General features: G+C 72.0%; 13 protein-coding genes and 1 pseudogene. 1 reads left to right on the forward strand and 13 read right to left on the reverse strand.

The features are described from left to right. Positions 1-326: 326 nt before the first annotated feature. The 10 genes from ACFV3E_RS31455 to ACFV3E_RS31500 form a co-directional block, all read right to left on the reverse strand. Positions 327-1745 (reverse strand): OFA family MFS transporter, encoded by a 1419-nt coding sequence (locus ACFV3E_RS31455; RefSeq protein ID WP_500537745.1) that lies wholly within the window; start codon positions 1743-1745, stop codon positions 327-329. 599 nt (positions 1746-2344) lie between these two features. Next, positions 2345-3073 (reverse strand): ABC transporter permease, encoded by a 729-nt coding sequence (locus ACFV3E_RS31460; RefSeq protein ID WP_500537755.1) that lies wholly within the window; start codon positions 3071-3073, stop codon positions 2345-2347. A 71-nt stretch (positions 3074-3144) separates the two neighbouring features. Next, complete coding sequence (locus ACFV3E_RS31465; protein ID WP_500537746.1) at positions 3145-4113, reverse strand: ATP-binding cassette domain-containing protein; 969 nt, start codon at positions 4111-4113, stop codon at positions 3145-3147. Positions 4114-4195: 82 nt separating this feature from the next. Then, the gene (locus ACFV3E_RS31470; protein WP_500537747.1) at positions 4196-4837 is read right to left on the reverse strand and encodes a PadR family transcriptional regulator; all 642 of its coding nucleotides are present in this window, start codon (positions 4835-4837) and stop codon (positions 4196-4198) included. 107 nt (positions 4838-4944) lie between these two features. After that, positions 4945-6579, reverse strand: coding sequence for a DEAD/DEAH box helicase (locus tag ACFV3E_RS31475; protein WP_500537748.1), 1635 nt, complete (start codon positions 6577-6579; stop codon positions 4945-4947). Between the two features lie 86 nt (positions 6580-6665). Continuing rightward, entirely contained in the window at positions 6666-6869 is a 204-nt protein-coding gene (locus ACFV3E_RS31480; protein WP_319137404.1) for a cold-shock protein, read from the reverse strand. 312 nt (positions 6870-7181) lie between these two features. Further along, positions 7182-7364 (reverse strand): formate dehydrogenase subunit delta, encoded by a 183-nt coding sequence (locus ACFV3E_RS31485; protein WP_499514955.1) that lies wholly within the window; start codon positions 7362-7364, stop codon positions 7182-7184. A gap of 31 nt (positions 7365-7395) precedes the next feature. Further along, on the reverse strand, positions 7396-10212 hold the full coding sequence (gene fdhF / locus ACFV3E_RS31490) for a formate dehydrogenase subunit alpha (RefSeq protein WP_500364808.1): 2817 nt from the start codon (positions 10210-10212) through the stop codon (positions 7396-7398). After that, entirely contained in the window at positions 10209-11822 is a 1614-nt protein-coding gene (locus ACFV3E_RS31495) for a formate dehydrogenase beta subunit (protein WP_500537756.1), read from the reverse strand. Before ACFV3E_RS31495 ends, fdhF begins: the two co-directional genes overlap by 4 nt. Continuing rightward, entirely contained in the window at positions 11822-12277 is a 456-nt protein-coding gene (locus ACFV3E_RS31500; RefSeq protein ID WP_500537749.1) for an NAD(P)H-dependent oxidoreductase subunit E, read from the reverse strand. The genes ACFV3E_RS31495 and ACFV3E_RS31500 overlap by 1 nt, the downstream gene beginning before the upstream one ends. 317 nt (positions 12278-12594) lie before the next feature. Here ACFV3E_RS31500 and ACFV3E_RS31505 point away from each other — a divergent pair, with 317 nt between their 5' ends. Further along, positions 12595-13284, forward strand: coding sequence for a GntR family transcriptional regulator (locus ACFV3E_RS31505; RefSeq protein ID WP_500537750.1), 690 nt, complete (start codon positions 12595-12597; stop codon positions 13282-13284). Here the strand turns inward: ACFV3E_RS31505 and ACFV3E_RS31510 are convergent. From ACFV3E_RS31510 to ACFV3E_RS31520, 3 genes and pseudogenes are all read right to left on the reverse strand, one after another. Next, the gene (locus ACFV3E_RS31510; protein WP_500537751.1) at positions 13242-14069 is read right to left on the reverse strand and encodes an acyl-CoA dehydrogenase family protein; all 828 of its coding nucleotides are present in this window, start codon (positions 14067-14069) and stop codon (positions 13242-13244) included. The genes ACFV3E_RS31505 and ACFV3E_RS31510 overlap by 43 nt on opposite strands. Before the next feature lie 221 nt (positions 14070-14290). Further along, positions 14291-14842, reverse strand: coding sequence for a beta-class carbonic anhydrase (locus tag ACFV3E_RS31515; protein ID WP_500537752.1), 552 nt, complete (start codon positions 14840-14842; stop codon positions 14291-14293). Positions 14843-15132: 290 nt separating this feature from the next. Continuing rightward, positions 15133-15279: pseudogene (locus ACFV3E_RS31520) on the reverse strand (formyl-CoA transferase); the annotation flags it as partial.

Below are 15279 nucleotides of genomic sequence, written 5' to 3' on the forward strand. Positions count from 1 at the left end.
CCCCACACCCCCCCTATTCCCTCCGCCGCCAGCCGCCCCCCGCGGCCCCCCGGTGGGGGCCCCCCCCCCCCCCGGGGCCCCGGGGGGGGGGGGGGGGGGCGGGCCCCCCCCCCCCCCCGTCGGGGGAGGGGGAGGAACGGGATCAACGGGAGGAAACGGCAGAGGAGGGCGGGCGGGGCCGGACGGAGCAGGGGGCGCGCCCCACCGGCCGGCCCCGCCTCCGTGACACGGGCACCCGGTCCGGGACTGCCGCCGCCCCGGGCCGGACGACATCGCCCGCGCACGATCTGTGGGGAGCTCCTCGCGGAGCCCCGGTACCGCGACCGTCAGGTGGTCGCCTCGGCGGGAGTAGGGGTACGGCCGCCCACCTCGGCCACCGGGCTCCCGTCGCCGCTCCGGCGCGGGGCGCCGGGCTGCCGCAGGAACACCGTGATCAGCGCGGAGAGGAAGGCGATACCTCCGGCCAGGTAGTACGCCCCGGCGTAGCCCCAGGCGGCGACCACCCCGGCCGCCACACCGCCGCCGCCGACACCGCCGACCAGCTTGGCGCTGTAGACCAGTCCGTAGTTCTGTGCGTTGTTGTTCTCACCGAAGTAGTCCGGCGTGAGCGCGGCGAACAGCGGGTAGAACGCCCCGCCGCCGAAACCGTTGAGGAACGCGAAGAACAGGAACAGGGGTTCGTTGTGCGCCTGGCCCGACCACAGCACGCCGAACTGCGCCAGCCCCGCCACCACCAGGACCAGGCCCAGTGTCTGACGCCGGCCCAGGTAGTCCGAGAGCCAGCCCACGATGGCCCGGCCGACACCGTTGACCACGGCGAGCACACCCGCCGAGGAGGCCGCGACCAGCGGGCCGAAGCCCAGGCTCTTGGCGAACGGGACCTGGAAGTTGATGCCGAACAGCGACACGCCGCCGATGCAGACCAGGGCGAACCACATCAGCGGCAGCTGCCCGGTCCTGATCGCCTCCATCGGGGTGAACTGGCCCTTGGCGGGCGGGTTCTTGGCCAGTCGCTTGGCCACCCGCCGCGCGTCCTCGCTCACGCCCCGGTTCAACGGGTCGACGTCGTGCGGCCACCAGCTCTTCGGCGGGTCGCGGAAGAACATGCCGCAGAAGGCGACGACCAGCACCATGCCCAGGGCGATCAGGTCGAGGACCATCTTGTAGTTGGACGGGTGGAACCAGTAGTTGAAGACGAAGATGAGCGGCAGGGTTCCGTAGGCGAAGCCACCGTTCACGAACCCGGTGCGGGCGCCCTTGTTGTCGGGGTACCACTTGCCGACCATGTTGATGCAGGTCGCGTACACCAGGCCGGCGCCCGTGCCGCCCAGCACCGAGTAACCGGCGATCACCACGTAGGGGTTGCTCAGGTGCGAGAGCGCCAGGAAGCCCAGTCCGGAGAAGACCGCTCCGGCGAGCATCGCCGTCCTGGCCGGCAGGACCCCGGTCTCCCGCAGCCGTCCTGCGGGGAACGCGACGCCCGCCTGGAAGACCGCCCAGATGCTGGCGATCCAGAACGTCTCGGTCAGGGTCCATCCGTGGGCGTGCTCGAGCACCGCCTCCGCGGAGCTGTAGCCGTACTCGTAGACGCTGACGCCCATCATCGCAATCCAGGGGAGCCAGACCATCCAGGCCCGGGGCCTCCCCAGGAGGGAGCGGTCGGTCTCCCCGACCCGGTAGACGCGGCCGTTCGCGTCGCTGACCTCCCGGTACTGCCCGGGAACCACGTGCGGTGTTACTGACATCGGTGCCTTCCCTTGCGTGAAAAGAACCTGGCGTGCGCCCCCTGGGCCCTTCTCTTCATGCGGAGGGGTGGAGCGGACCATCCCTGCGGCTCGGCCCGGCATGGCCGGGCCCGGTGGTACGCCGTCCGGGCAGCTGAGGTCGGTCCGGGGCGGCAAACCCGGATCGTGACAGCGCGCAGTCGGGTGACACGGTGGTACGACGTGGTACGACCCCGGGCACGCCAAAACGGCCGTGCTCAGGGGGTGTCGGAACGAACATTCAGCTGGTCAGCGCGATTCTCCATACTGGAGATTGCATACGGTATGGACCGTCGAATCGGGGTGTCCAGGGGATGACGGGAAGATTGACCAGTGCATTACCAACCGGTGGAGCCCGCTCCACGCCCGCCCGGACGGCCGACTCCGGCCGCTCCGGGGCGCGTTGCCCCTGGTCACAGAGGTAAGTCCAGTCGCCCGCCGAATGGTTGCCTGCGGCACCTGATACCTCCGCACCGCTGGACGCGCGAGGTGCGGGTAAAGGGCCGGCAAGGAAAGCCACGAGCGCGTAAAAACCGCCTCGGGGCGTCCCGGGGCGGCCTGCCGCCCCGGGACCGCCACCGCTACGCGCTCAGGCGCCCGAACCTCCGTACCGCCAGCGGCAGGAAGACCGCCAGCAGGGCCAACGGCCAGGCCACGGCCGCCCAGACGTGGCCGGGTTCGCCACCGGGACCGCCGAACAGGTCGCGTACCGCCGTCGCGGTCCGGGACATCGGGTTCCACTGGACCGCCGTGCCCAGCCAGCCGGGCATGGAGTCGGGCGTGGCGAAGGCGTTGGAGAGGAAGCCCACCGGCCAGACCAGGATCTGCACGGCCTGCACCAGCTCCGGCTTCCCCGCGACCAGCGCCAGATGGATGCCGATCCACAGCATCGCGAAGCGGAACAGCAGCAGGAGGCCGGCCGCGCCGAGGAAGGCGGCGACCCCGCCGTGCGTGCGCCAGCCGAGCGCGTGGCCGACCCCGGTCAGTACGGCCAGGCCGGCGGCCGACTGGAGCATGTCGGCGACGGAACGGCCCACCAGGACCGCGCCGTTGGCCATCGGCATCGACCGGAAGCGGTCGATCACGCCCTTGTTGAGGTCCTGGGTGACCGCGAGCATCGTGCCCTCCAGGCCGAAGGCCATGGTGAGCGCGAGCATGCCCGGGACGAGGTAGCCGAGGTAGTCGCCCGTGATGCCGCGGCCGCCGCCGACGAGATAGCCGAACATCAGCAGCAGCATCACCGGGAACACGAGGCCGACCAGCACCTGGACCGGTTGCCGGGCCCAGTGGGCGAGTTCGCGGCGGGTCATGGTCCAGCAGTCGGCGAGGACGTGGGATCCCCACGCGGGCCGGGCCGGGCCCCGGGTGGTGTACGTGGCGCTCACGCGGTCTCCTTCGTGGGGTGGTCCCCTCCGGTGAGGTGCAGGAACACCTCGTCGAGGGTCGGACGGCGCAGGGCGATGTCCTCCGCCTCGATGCCGGCCGACTCCAGGGCGCGGACGACCCCGGCAAGCGCCGCCATGCGGTCGGTGACCGGGGCGCTGAGCAGCCGCCGGTCGACGTCCACCGACACCTCGCCCCCGGTCGCGGGCAGCAGCGCCCTGGCCGCGCCCAGTTGGCCGGCGTCGCGCAGGACCACGTCGATGCGGTCGCCGCCGGTCCGCGCCTTGAGTTCGTCCGCGGTGCCGTCGGCGATCACCCGGCCGTGGTCGACGACCGAGATGCGGTCGGCGAGCTGGTCGGCCTCCTCCAGGTACTGGGTGGTGAGCAGGACCGTCGTACCGCCGTCGGCCAGGGAACGGACCGAGGCCCACACCTCGGCGCGGCCGCGGGGGTCGAGTCCGGTCGTCGGCTCGTCGAGGAACAGCACCTCGGGATCGGTCACGAGGGACGCGGCGAGGTCGAGGCGGCGCCGCATGCCGCCGCTGTACTGCCGGACCGCCTTGCGTCCGGTGTCCGCGAGGCCGAAGCGCCCGAGCAGTTCGCCGGCGCGCTCGCGCGCCCGGCGGGCGCCGAGATGGTGCAGGCGCGCGAACATCTCCAGGTTCTGGCGGCCGCCGAGCTGCTCGTCCAGGGCCGCGTGCTGCCCGAGCAGGCCGATGCGGAACCGCACCTCCCGGGCCTCGGTCACCACGTCGTGCCCGGCCACCTCGACGCGGCCGCGGTCCGGCCGGAGCAGGGTGGACAGGATCCGGACCAGGGTCGTCTTGCCCGCGCCGTTGGGGCCGAGCACCCCGTGCACGGTGCCGCGCCCGACCAGCAGGTCGAGCCCGTCCAGCGCCGGTTTGTCACCCGGTTTGTCACGGTACTTCTTGTACGCCCCTTCGACGGTGATCGCTGCGTCGGTCATGGGCCACTCCCCCACTGATCAACTAGTCAAACTTGACTACTGGCGCAAAGTAGCGGGCGTGGAATCCATTCGTCAAATGTGACTAGTGCTCGTCCCCAGGATGGGGTTCGCCCGTCGCGTACGGGTTCTCCTCGCCCTGTGCGAGCACGCCCACGAAGGGCTCGCCCTCCCCGGCGAAGGTGTAGGCGCCGCCCTCGATCCGCTGGACGAGCCCCCGGGTCCACGCGGCGTCCGAGTCGGCCGTGTGCACCCAGAGGTTCATGATCTCGCCGATGTGGCCGAGCTGACCGGGGCCGTCCTCGGGGACGTAGTGCTCGGTGACGGCGGCCCGCCACTCCTGGATCCTGCGGATCCGCTCCCTCAGCAGGTCCAGCGCCTCGTCCCGGGGCAGGTCGACGATGAAGCCGATGGCCGCGGACTGGAGGTCCATCTTCTGGTCGTACGCGACCAGCGACTCGTGCAGGAGGCGCAGGAACTCCTCGGTCCCGGTGTCCGTGATCTCGTACTCGGTGCGGGGCGGGCCGCCCGCCGTCGAGGGGGCGACCTCGTGGGCGTGCAGCAGTCCCTGCTTCGCCATCTGCTTCAGGGCGTGGTAGATCGAACCGGGCTTGGCGTTGGACCACTCGTGCGCGCCCCAGTACTCCAGGTCGTTGCGCACCTGGTAGCCGTGGGCCCGCCCGTGCTGGCGGACCGCGCCCAGGACGAGGAGACGGATCGCTGACATGCCGTCCAGATTAGGCCGAACGGCACCGGGCCCCGCACGCGCCCCGGCACCGCTGTGCCGCAGCAGGTGCCGGGCCCGTGCCGGGCCCCGTGTACGTCCTCGTCCGGTCAGCCCGCGGGGTTGCGGCGGCCGCTCCGGCCGCCCCGGCCCTCGGTGCCGGCCACCGGCCGCCGCCCGGAGCCGCGGGTCCCCGTACCGGAACCGGTACCGGAAGCCGCGCCCGCCGCGCCCCGGCGGTCGGATCCCCGGCCGCCCGAACTCCCTGCGGCACTCGTCGCCCCGCGCGCGTCCGCCCGGCGGGCGCCACCGCGAGCACCGGTCCCGGCGGCGGCACCTGCCGCCGCCCCGGCTCCGCCGCCGCCGCTGCGGCGTCGGCGGGCGGGCCGCCCGCCGTTCTCGGTGCCGTTCTTCGGGCGGGACGCCTTCGGCGCGGCCGCCGGCTGGGGCACCTCGATGGTGACGGCCACGCCGGACGGCTCGCGGGCGCCGGTGATGGTGGCCAGTTGCGCGTCGCTCGACGTGATGCGGGCCGTCCGGGGGCGGATGCCCGCGTCCGACATGAGCCGGGTCACGTCCCGCTTCTGGTCGGGCAGGACCAGCGTGACCACGCTGCCGGAGCCGCCGGCGCGGGCCGTACGGCCGCCCCGGTGGACGTAGTCCTTGTGGTCCATGGGGGGATCGACGTTCACGACGAGGTCGAGGTCGTCGATGTGTATGCCACGGGCCGCGACGTTCGTGGCGACCAGCGCCGTCACCTGGCCGTTCTTGAACTGCTCCAGGGTGCGGTTGCGCTGCGGCTGGGAGCGGCCCCCGTGCAGAGCCGCCGCGCGGACACCGACGGCCAGCAGCCGCTTGGCGAGCCGGTCGGCGGACCGCTTGGTGTCGAGGAAGAGGATGACCCGGCCGTCGCGTGCCGCGATGCGCGTGGTGACGGCCTTCTTGTCGGTCTCGTCCAGGACGTGGAGCACGTGGTGCTCCATGGTGGTCACCGCCCCCGCGGACGGGTCCACGGAGTGCACCACGGGGTCGGTCAGGAACCGCTGCACCAAGCGGTCGATGTTGCCGTCCAGGGTGGCCGAGAAGAGCATCCGCTGCCCGTCGGGCCGCACGCGCTCGATCAGCCTGGTGATCTGCGGCAGGAAGCCCATGTCGGTCATCTGGTCGGCCTCGTCCAGCACCGTGATGTCCACGCTGCCGAGCACGCAGTCGCCGTGTTCCACCAGGTCGTTCAGCCTGCCGGGGGTGGCCACGAGCACCTCGACGCCGCGCCGGAGCGTGGCGGCCTGCTTGGTCATGGACAGCCCGCCGACCACGGTGGCCATGCGCAGGTTCACCGCCGTCGCGTACGGCGTCAGCGCGTCCGTCACCTGCTGGGCGAGTTCACGGGTGGGCACCAGCACGAGGGCGAGGGGTGCCTTGGGCTCCGCGCGCAGTCCGGCCGTACGGGCCAGCAGCGCCAGTCCGAAGGCGAGGGTCTTGCCCGAGCCGGTGCGGCCCCGCCCCAGCAGGTCACGGCCGGCCAGCGAGTTGGGCAGCGTCGCGGCCTGGATGGGGAAGGGGGTGGTCACCCCCTGCGCGGTGAGGGTCTTCAGCAGCCCCGCGGGCATGTCGAGATCGGCGAAGTCCTCGACCGCGGGAAGTGCGGGTGTCGTGCTTTCCGGCAGCCGGAATTCTCTCGGCGACGATGCGGACGGTGCGGACGACGGCGCGCGCCGATTCGATTTCTGGGGCCTGCGGGACATGCGGATATTTGCCTTCCTGGAGCAGCGCAAACCGGGGTCCGCACCATGACGGTGCGGACCCCGGTGAGCAGGTACGCGTCCGGCGATCAGGCGGGGACGATGTTCTCCGCCTGCGGGCCCTTCTGGCCCTGCGTGACGTCGAAGGTGACCCGCTGGCCCTCCAGGAGCTCACGGAAGCCCTGGGTGGCGATGTTCGAGTAGTGGGCGAAGACGTCGGGGCCGCCGCCGTCCTGCTCGATGAAGCCGAAACCCTTTTCGGCGTTGAACCACTTCACGGTTCCCTGTGCCATGACATTCTCCTTCAGTAGGCAGAGGGCCCATCCGGGGAATGCCGGAGAACAAATAATGCGCCTGCGGGAGATGAATTCCGTCAGGCGCACATAGGTTTCATGGGTACCACAACTGCAACCAGGACACCTTAGCACAGGCCGTGCCCCGGACGACGGAGCGCAGGCGGCGGCAGGGACGGGACGGCGGGCGGGCACCGTCGGTCACGAAGCGTTCACGCGGCAGCGTCAAGCCGCCCACCCGTCCGTGTCCCGGAGGCTCGGCACGCCCCCGCCCGGTCCCGGCCGGCCGGGACCGGCCGGGATTCCGCGTCGTCAGCGCAGCAGCTTCACCGCCTCGACCACCAAGGGGTCCAGCCCCTCCGCCCCGGCGTCGACGAAGTCGAGGAGACGGGTGCGCATGCGCGGGTCCCAGAACCTGCCGATGTGCCCCGCGACGGCCTCGGCCGCCCGGTCGCCCGGCAGATGGACGAGGTTGGCCGCGATGTCGTTGGCCATCCGGCGCTCCGCCGGCACTGCGCCGGCCACCTCAGTCCACCACCGTCAGCAGCTGGTCCCGGTCGTGTTCCGCGCCGTCGGCCCGCCGCGGGCGGGCGAGCCCCACCTGCACGGCGGTCACCTTGTACTCCGGGCAGTTGGTCGCCCAGTCGGAGTTCTCCGTGGTCACCACGTTCGCCCCGGTCACCGGGTGGTGGAAGGTGGTGTACACGACCCCGGGCGGCATGCGGTCGGAGATCTCGGCCTTCAGCGTCGTCTCCCCCACCCGGCTCGCCAGGGTCACCGTGTCGCCGTCCACGATGCCGCGGACCTCGGCGTCGTGGGGATGCAGCTCCAGCACGTCCTCCGGGTGCCAGGCGACGTTGCCGGTGCGGCGGGTCTGCGCGCCCACGTTGTACTGGCTGAGGATCCGTCCCGTGGTCAGGATCAGCGGGAAGCGCCGGGTGCTGCGCTCGGCGGTCGGCACGAAGGTGGTGACCACGAACCTGCCCTTGCCCCGCACGAACTCGTCCACGTGCATGATGGGCGTGCCCTCGGGGGCCTGCTCGTTGCACGGCCACTGGACGCTGCCCAGCTTGTCCAGCAGCTGGAAGGAGACACCGGTGAAGGTCGGCGTGACCTGGGCGATCTCGTCCATGATCTGACCGGGGTGGTCGTACGCCATGGGGTGGCCCATGGCCGTGGCGATCTCGGAGACGATCTGCCACTCGTGCTTGCCCGTCTTCGGCTTCATCACCGCGCGCACCCGGTTGATCCGGCGCTCGGCGTTGGTGAAGGTGCCGTCCTTCTCCAGGAAGGACGCGCCGGGCAGGAAGACGTGCGCGAACTTCGCGGTCTCGTTGAGGAACAGGTCCTGGACGACGACCAGCTCCATGGCCTCCAGCGCGGCGGTGACGTGCTTGAGGTTGGGGTCGGACTGGGCGATGTCCTCGCCGTGCACGAACAGGCCGCGGAACGTCCCGTCGATGGCCGCGTCGAACATGTTCGGGATGCGCAGCCCGGGCTCGGCGAGGATCGTGCCGCCCCAGAGGTTCTCGAACACGGTGCGCACGGCGTCGTCGGAGACGTGCCGGTAGCCGGGCAGCTCGTGCGGGAACGAACCCATGTCGCAGGAGCCCTGGACGTTGTTCTGGCCGCGCAGCGGGTTCACCCCGACGCCGTCGCGGCCGAGGTTGCCGCAGGCCATCGCCAGGTTGGCCATGCCCATCACCATGGTGGAGCCCTGGCTGTGCTCGGTGACGCCAAGCCCGTAGTAGATGGCGCCGTTCGGGGCCTGCGCGTACAGCCGTGCCGCCGCGCGCAGTTCCCCGGCCGGCACGCCGGTGAGCTCCTCCGTGGCCTCCGGGCTGTTCTCCGGCCGGGCGATGAACTCCGCCCACTCGTCGAAGTCCTCGCACCGCGCGTCCACGAAGTCCCGGTCGACCAGCCCCTCGGTGACCACCACGTGCGCCATGGCGTTCACGACCGCCACGTTGGTGCTGGGCCGCAGCTGGAGGTGGTGCTCGGCCTGGACGTGCGGGGAGCGCACCAGGTCGATGCGGCGCGGGTCGACGACGATGAGCTTGGCGCCCTCGCGCAGCCGGCGCTTCATCCGCGAGGCGAACACCGGGTGCCCGTCCGTGGGGTTGGCCCCGATCACCATGATGACGTCGGCCTCGGCCACGGACCGGAAGTCCTGGGTGCCGGCCGACTCGCCGAAGGTCTGCTTGAGCCCGTACCCCGTCGGGGAGTGGCAGACCCGGGCGCAGGTGTCGACGTTGTTGTTGCCGAAGGCGGCGCGCACCATCTTCTGGACGACGTACACCTCTTCGTTCGTGCACCGCGAGGAGGTGATGGCGCCGATCGCGCCCGATCCGTACTGCTCCTGGAGCTCGCGCATCCGGCGGGCGACCGTGCCGATCGCCTCGTCCCACTCGACCTCGCGCCACGGGTCGGTGATCTTCTCCCGGACCATGGGCTTGAGCATCCGGTCGGGGTGGCTGGCGTAGCCGAAGGCGAAGCGGCCCTTCACACAGGAGTGGCCCTCGTTGGCGCCGCCGTCCTTGTACGGCACCATCCGCACCAGCTCGTCGCCGCGCAGCTCCGCCTTGAAGGAGCAGCCGACGCCGCAGTACGCGCAGGTGGTGACCACCGAGCGGGTGGGCATGCCGAGCTCGACCACCGACTTCTCCTGGAGCGTGGAGGTCGGGCAGGCCTGCACGCAGGCCCCGCAGGAGACGCACTCGGACTCCATGAAGGTCTCGCCGGCGCCCGCGGAGACCTTGGAGTCGAAGCCGCGCCCCTCGATGGTCAGCGCGAAGGTGCCCTGGACCTCGCCGCAGGCGCGGACGCAGCGGGAGCAGGCGATGCACTTGGACGCGTCGAAGTCGAAGTAGGGGTTGGAGGTGTCCTTCTCGGCGTCGAGGTGGTTCTCGCCCTCGTAGCCGTAGCGGACCTGCCGCAGCCCGACCACGCCGGCCATGTCCTGCAGCTCGCAGTCGCCGTTGGCCGGGCAGGTCAGGCAGTCCAGCGGGTGGTCGGAGATGTACAGCTCCATGACGCCCTGGCGGAGCTTCTCCACCTTCGGGGTCTGGGTCCGCACGCTCATCCCGTCCGCCACCGGCGTGGTGCAGGACGCCGGGGTGCCCCGCCGGCCGTCGATCTCCACCACGCACAGCCGGCAGGAGCCGAAGGGCTCCAGGCTGTCGGTGGCGCAGAGCTTGGGGATGTCGATGCCGGCGAGCGCGGCGGCGCGCATCACCGACGTGCCCTCGGGCACGGTCACCGGCATCCCGTCCACTTCCACCGCGACCGTCGCCGCGCCGGGTCGCTCCGGGGTACCGAAGTCGGGTTCCTTCAGGAGTGTCATGCCGTACCCTCCGTCCTTCCTCCATGGGCGTGCGTGCGTGGGATCGCCCGGCCGGGGTCGCGGGCGAGGAAGTCGTCGGGGAAGTGCGCGATGGCGCTGCGCACGGGCATCGGCGTCAGCCCGCCCATCGCGCACAGGGAGCCGTCGGTCATCAGCTCGCACAGGTCCTCGAGCAGGGCCAGGTTCTCGTCCCGCTGCTGACCGGCCACGATCTTGTCGATCACCTCGACACCGCGGACCGAACCCACCCGGCAGGGCGTGCACTTGCCGCAGGACTCCTCGGCGCAGAACTCCATCGCGAACCGGGCCTGGGCGGCCATGTCGACGCTCTCGTCGAAGACGACGACGCCGCCGTGGCCCAGCATGGCGCCCGCCTCGGCGAACGCCTCGTAGTCCATCGGCAGGTCGAACATCGACGTCGGCAGGTAGGCGCCGAGCGGCCCGCCGACCTGCACCGTGCGGACCGGCCGCCCGGAGAAGGTGCCGCCGCCGTACTCCTCGACCAGTTCGCGCAGCGTGACGCCGAAGGCGGTCTCCACGATCCCGCCGCGGGCGATGTTGCCGCCGAGCTGGAACACCTGGGTGCCGCGCGAGCGTTCCACACCGAGTTCCTGGTACGCCTTGGCGCCCTCGGCGAGGATGACCGGCACCGTGGCGAGGGTGAGGACGTTGTTCACGACCGTCGGCTTGCCGAACAGCCCCTCGATGGCGGGGATCGGCGGCTTGGCCCGGACGGTGCCGCGCTTGCCCTCCAGGCTCTCCAGCATGGAGGTCTCCTCGCCGCAGATGTACGCGCCGGCGCCGACGCGTACGTGCAGGTCGAAGTCGAGCGGGGACCCGAGGATGCCCTCGCCGAGCCACCCCTGCTCGCGCGCGATGCCGATCGCCGCGCGCATCGTGGCCACCGCGTCGGGGTACTCGGAGCGGATGTAGAAGTAGCCCTCGCGGGCGCCGACGGCGTGCGCGGCGATCGTCATGCCCTCGATGAGCATGAAGGGGTCGCCCTCCATGACCATGCGGTCGGCGAAGGTGCCGCTGTCGCCCTCGTCGGCGTTGCAGCAGACGAACTTGAGTTCGTCGGCGCAGTCCATGACGGTCTTCCACTTGATGCCGGCCGGGAAGCCGGCGCCGCCGCGGCCGCGCAGGCCGGAGTCGGTGACCTCGGTGACGACGTCGGCGGGGGCCATGCCGAGGGCGGTGCGCAGTCCGGCCAGGCCGCCGTGGCGCAGGTAGTCCTCCGGCGAGAGGGGGTCGGTCACCCCGACCCGGGAGAAGGTGACCCGCGTCTGGCGGGCCAGCCAGGGCAGTTCGTCGACGACGCCGAGGCGCAGCGGGTGGTCGGCGCCTTCGAGCATGCCCGCCGCCAGCAGTCCCTCGACGTCCGAGAGGGCCACCGGCCCGTAGCCGACGCGGCCGGCCGGGGTGACCACCTCGACCAGCGGCTCCAGCCACAGCATGCCGCGGGAGCCGTTGCGCACCACGTCGACGGGTGCCTCCCGCTCCGCCGCGACGCGCCGCAGCGCGTCCGCCACCTCGTCAGCGCCGACCGATCTGGCCGCCGAGTCGCGCGGGACGTAGACCGTCACCGTGGAGTCGGAAGAGTCCTTCATCATGCGACCGTCCCCTTGAGGATGGAGCCCAACCGGGCCGTGCCCACTCGTCCGTACAACCGGCCGTTCACCTCGACCGCCGGCCCCAGGGCGCAGTTGCCGAGGCAGAAGACCTGCTCGACGGTGACCGAGCCGTCCGGGGTCGTCTCCCCCAGGGCCAGTCCCGCTTCCCGCGTGTAGCCCACCAGCGCGTCGGACCCGAGGGCCTGGCACGCCTCGGCGCGGCAGATGCGCACCGTGGTCCGTCCCGCCGGCTCACGGCGGAAGTCGTGGTAGAAGGTCACCACTCCGTGGACGTCCGCCCTGGAGAGGTTGAACTCGTCGGCGAGCACCGGTATCGCCTCTTTCGGCACGCAGCCCAACTCGGCCTGCAGGGCGTGCAGTACCGGCAGCAGCGCACCGCGCTGATCCCGATGGTCGGCCACAACCGTCCGGACCACGTCTTCGACCGTCATGTCACTCCCGCCGATCGTCATTGACCACTCCGCCTTCGCCAGGTCAGGGAGTTCGGGCGCGGGATCGTCACAGAGCCGCTTCGCCTTCCCGACGGTGCCGGCAGTACACCGCGACGATACCGCATACAAACTTCTGCATACAGAATCCTGCAGCCAGGACTTTCCCAAGTCCTGGCCGCGGAGCGCGTCTTGTCGCACCGAAAGGCATGTTGCATACCAAAACCTGTATACTGAGCGTTCCCGCCGCCAGCGACCCTCACGGCGGCCACCAGTGCAGAGCCGTCGGCCCACAGGCTCGGTGGCAGAACGGGGGAACCATGCGTGAGGCCCTGACGGCCGCGGCGACCCGCCGGGTCGCCCGCCCCGCACCACTGCGCCAGGCCGTGTACGACGCGCTGATCGAACTGATCATCAACGGCTCCCTCACACCGGGCCAGCACCTGGTCGAGGCCGAACTCGCCGAGCACCTCGGGGTCTCCCGCCAGCCGGTGCGCGAGGCCCTGCAGCGCCTGCAGACCGACGGCTGGGTCGACCTGCGTCCCGCCCAGGGCGCATTCGTCCACTCCCCCACCGAGGAGGAGGCCGCCCAGCTGCTCGGCGTCCGCTCGGTGCTGGAGACGTACTCGGCCCGGCTCGCCGCCGAGAACGCCAAGCCCGAGGACGTCGAACGCCTCTGGGAGCTGCAGAAGGAGGGCGTCGAGGCGCTCGCCGGAGGCGACGTGGAGCGCCTGGTCACGGCCAACACGGCGTTGCACTCCTTCATCACGTCCATCGCCGCGAACGCCGTGCTGGCCGAGCTGATCTCGCAGGTGAGCCGGAAGGTGCGGTGGTACTACACCCCCATCGCCAAGCCCCGCGGCAAGGACGCCTGGAACGAGCACGCCCAGCTCATCAAGGCCATCGCCAAGGGCGACGGCGACCGCGCCGGCGAGGTCATGCGCAAGCACACCGAACGCACCGGCGATTACCGCAAGGCGGTCGCGGCGGGGGCGACGGCGCTGAGCTGAGCCGCCCGGCCCGCCCCCGCCCCGCCCACCGCCGCCGACGCGGCCGTCTCCGCGGCCTCGACCGACGGGTGGACGGCCGAGGGGCCCAGGGCGTCGCGCAGTTCGCTCAGCCACGGCAGCACGGCGCGCAGCACGACCTCGCGCCCCGCGCCGTCCTCCCCGAGCATCGCGTCGGCGGGGACGAGGACCGGGTCGGCCAGGACCGTGGAGGTGGCACTGCCGTGCGGTCCTCCTCCGTCCGGCCGGGCCGGGACGAACAGGTCGGGCGCGTGCGCGGGCACCAGCCACAGGGTCAGCCCGTCCCCGGCGGCCAGCGGCAGCGACGACCAGACGTAGCTGTCGGCCTCCCCCGCCGCGACCACCTCGCGCTTGCGGGCGCGCAGGGCGACCACCTCTCCCGAGCGGGTGGCGGTCGCGCCCGCGGCACCGTACGCGCCGTCCGTACCGTCCGCCAGGGCGAGGCTGCTGAGGTGGCGTCCGGCGGCCGTCTCACCGCGCACCCAGCGGCTCCCGCACGCCTCGATCACCGCCACCGCCGCGTAGTGGGACTGCAGCACGGCCGCGGTCACCGGGCAGGTCCCGGCGATCCGCGCGACGACCTCGGCGGCCTCGGCCGGACCCCGGCCACCGCCGCCCAGGTCGGCGGAGACGGTCAGCCCGAGCAGCCCGGCCTCGCCCAGGGCGCTCACCGCGCCGCGCGGGAAGCTCCCCTCCCTGCCGGTCCGCTCGGCACGGGGCGCGATGACGTCGCTCAGGACACGGGAGAAGGCGTTGCGGTACGACACGAGGTGACCCCCTCGGGAACGGTTGCTGATCTGCCGTCAGGCAGCGGATGTGGGCACGGCGACGGACGGGGCGGCCGGGCACGCGGGTGCGTGCGGGCCGGCCGCCCCGCCGGCGTGCGCGCGGACCAGCCGCCGGGAGCAGCCGTCCCGCGTCTCCCGGCAGGTTGCCGTCCGCCGGTCCGCGCGCAGGTCCTGGTGGGGGTTTGGGTGCCCCGGGTGGCTCAGGGGCGCGGGTCGATCTCCCGCAGCAGCCCCGTCGTGACGTCGAAGACGAACCCCCGGACGTCGTCGGTGTGGGGCAGGAACGGGGACGTACGCACCCGCTGCATCGACTGCCGGACGTCCTGGTCGACGTCCTGGAACGCCTCCACCGCCCAGGCGGGGCGCTGGCCGACCTCCAGCTCCAGCTCGTGGCGGAAGTCCTCGGTGAGGGTCTGCAGACCGCAGCCGGTGTGGTGGATCAGTATCACGCTGCGGGTCTTCAGGGCGCGCTGGCTGATGGTCAGCGAACGGATGGTGTCGTCGGTGACCACACCGCCGGCGTTGCGGATGGTGTGGCAGTCGCCCAGTTCCAGGCCGAGGGCGGCGTGCAGGTCGATCCGGGCGTCCATGCAGGCCACCACGGCCACCTGGAGCACGGGCCGGGCGCCCATGCCCGGGTCGGTGAACCCGGCGGCGTACTTGCGGTTGGACTCCACGAGGCGGTCGATGACCGTCTCCCCGCCCGGGGTGCTGCCGCCGGGCTGTGCGGAACCGTACGTTGACGTCGTCATGACTTCCGGTGCGCTCCTTTTCTGGTGCGGCCGTCCACGTGCTCCGATCATCCACGCGGGCGGCCGGTCCGGGGCGGACCACGGCGGCTCCTGCCGCTCCCGTGTCCGTCCGGCGGTCGATAGACGGGGTGTATCAACGCAGGCCGGACCGTACGGCGCACCGGCCCCGGTACGGCGGCGGGGTCCGCGGCGCCGGCGAGCCGCACACCGGGCGCCGCCCGTACGGCGGCGGGGCGCACCGCCGGGTCGTGTCACTGCCGGTGGAACGGCGCGCGTGGTCCGCGGTCATGTCAGATCACTCCCAGTGCCTTGAGCCCCGGCAACTCGTCTTCGTGGATGCCGAGTTCGGTGGTGTAGATGTCGTGGTTGTGTTCGCCGAGGAGGGGTGAGCGGTGGATGGTGGTGGGTGAGTCGGAGAGTTTGAGGGGGTTGCCGAC

This window comes from Streptomyces sp. NPDC059718 (genome assembly GCF_042733315.1).
GTDB lineage: Bacteria > Actinomycetota > Actinomycetes > Streptomycetales > Streptomycetaceae > Actinacidiphila.

What these genes read in the sequence shown, in the direction of transcription:
- ACFV3E_RS31500 (WP_500537749.1), bottom strand. Translation starts at nt 12,277, where the DNA reads ATGACGGTCGAAGACGTGGTCCGGACGGTTGTGGCCGACCATCGGGAT.
- ACFV3E_RS31475 (WP_500537748.1), bottom strand. Translation starts at nt 6,579, where the DNA reads ATGTCCCGCAGGCCCCAGAAATCGAATCGGCGCGCGCCGTCGTCCGCA.
- ACFV3E_RS31460 (WP_500537755.1), bottom strand. Translation starts at nt 3,073, where the DNA reads ATGACCCGCCGCGAACTCGCCCACTGGGCCCGGCAACCGGTCCAGGTG.
- ACFV3E_RS31470 (WP_500537747.1), bottom strand. Translation starts at nt 4,837, where the DNA reads ATGTCAGCGATCCGTCTCCTCGTCCTGGGCGCGGTCCGCCAGCACGGG.
- ACFV3E_RS31485 (WP_499514955.1), bottom strand. Translation starts at nt 7,364, where the DNA reads ATGGCCAACGACATCGCGGCCAACCTCGTCCATCTGCCGGGCGACCGG.
- fdhF (WP_500364808.1), bottom strand. Translation starts at nt 10,212, where the DNA reads ATGACACTCCTGAAGGAACCCGACTTCGGTACCCCGGAGCGACCCGGC.
- ACFV3E_RS31495 (WP_500537756.1), bottom strand. Translation starts at nt 11,822, where the DNA reads ATGAAGGACTCTTCCGACTCCACGGTGACGGTCTACGTCCCGCGCGAC.
- ACFV3E_RS31480 (WP_319137404.1), bottom strand. Translation starts at nt 6,869, where the DNA reads ATGGCACAGGGAACCGTGAAGTGGTTCAACGCCGAAAAGGGTTTCGGC.
- ACFV3E_RS31505 (WP_500537750.1), top strand. Translation starts at nt 12,595, where the DNA reads ATGCGTGAGGCCCTGACGGCCGCGGCGACCCGCCGGGTCGCCCGCCCC.
- ACFV3E_RS31465 (WP_500537746.1), bottom strand. Translation starts at nt 4,113, where the DNA reads ATGACCGACGCAGCGATCACCGTCGAAGGGGCGTACAAGAAGTACCGT.
- ACFV3E_RS31515 (WP_500537752.1), bottom strand. Translation starts at nt 14,842, where the DNA reads ATGACGACGTCAACGTACGGTTCCGCACAGCCCGGCGGCAGCACCCCG.
- ACFV3E_RS31455 (WP_500537745.1), bottom strand. Translation starts at nt 1,745, where the DNA reads ATGTCAGTAACACCGCACGTGGTTCCCGGGCAGTACCGGGAGGTCAGC.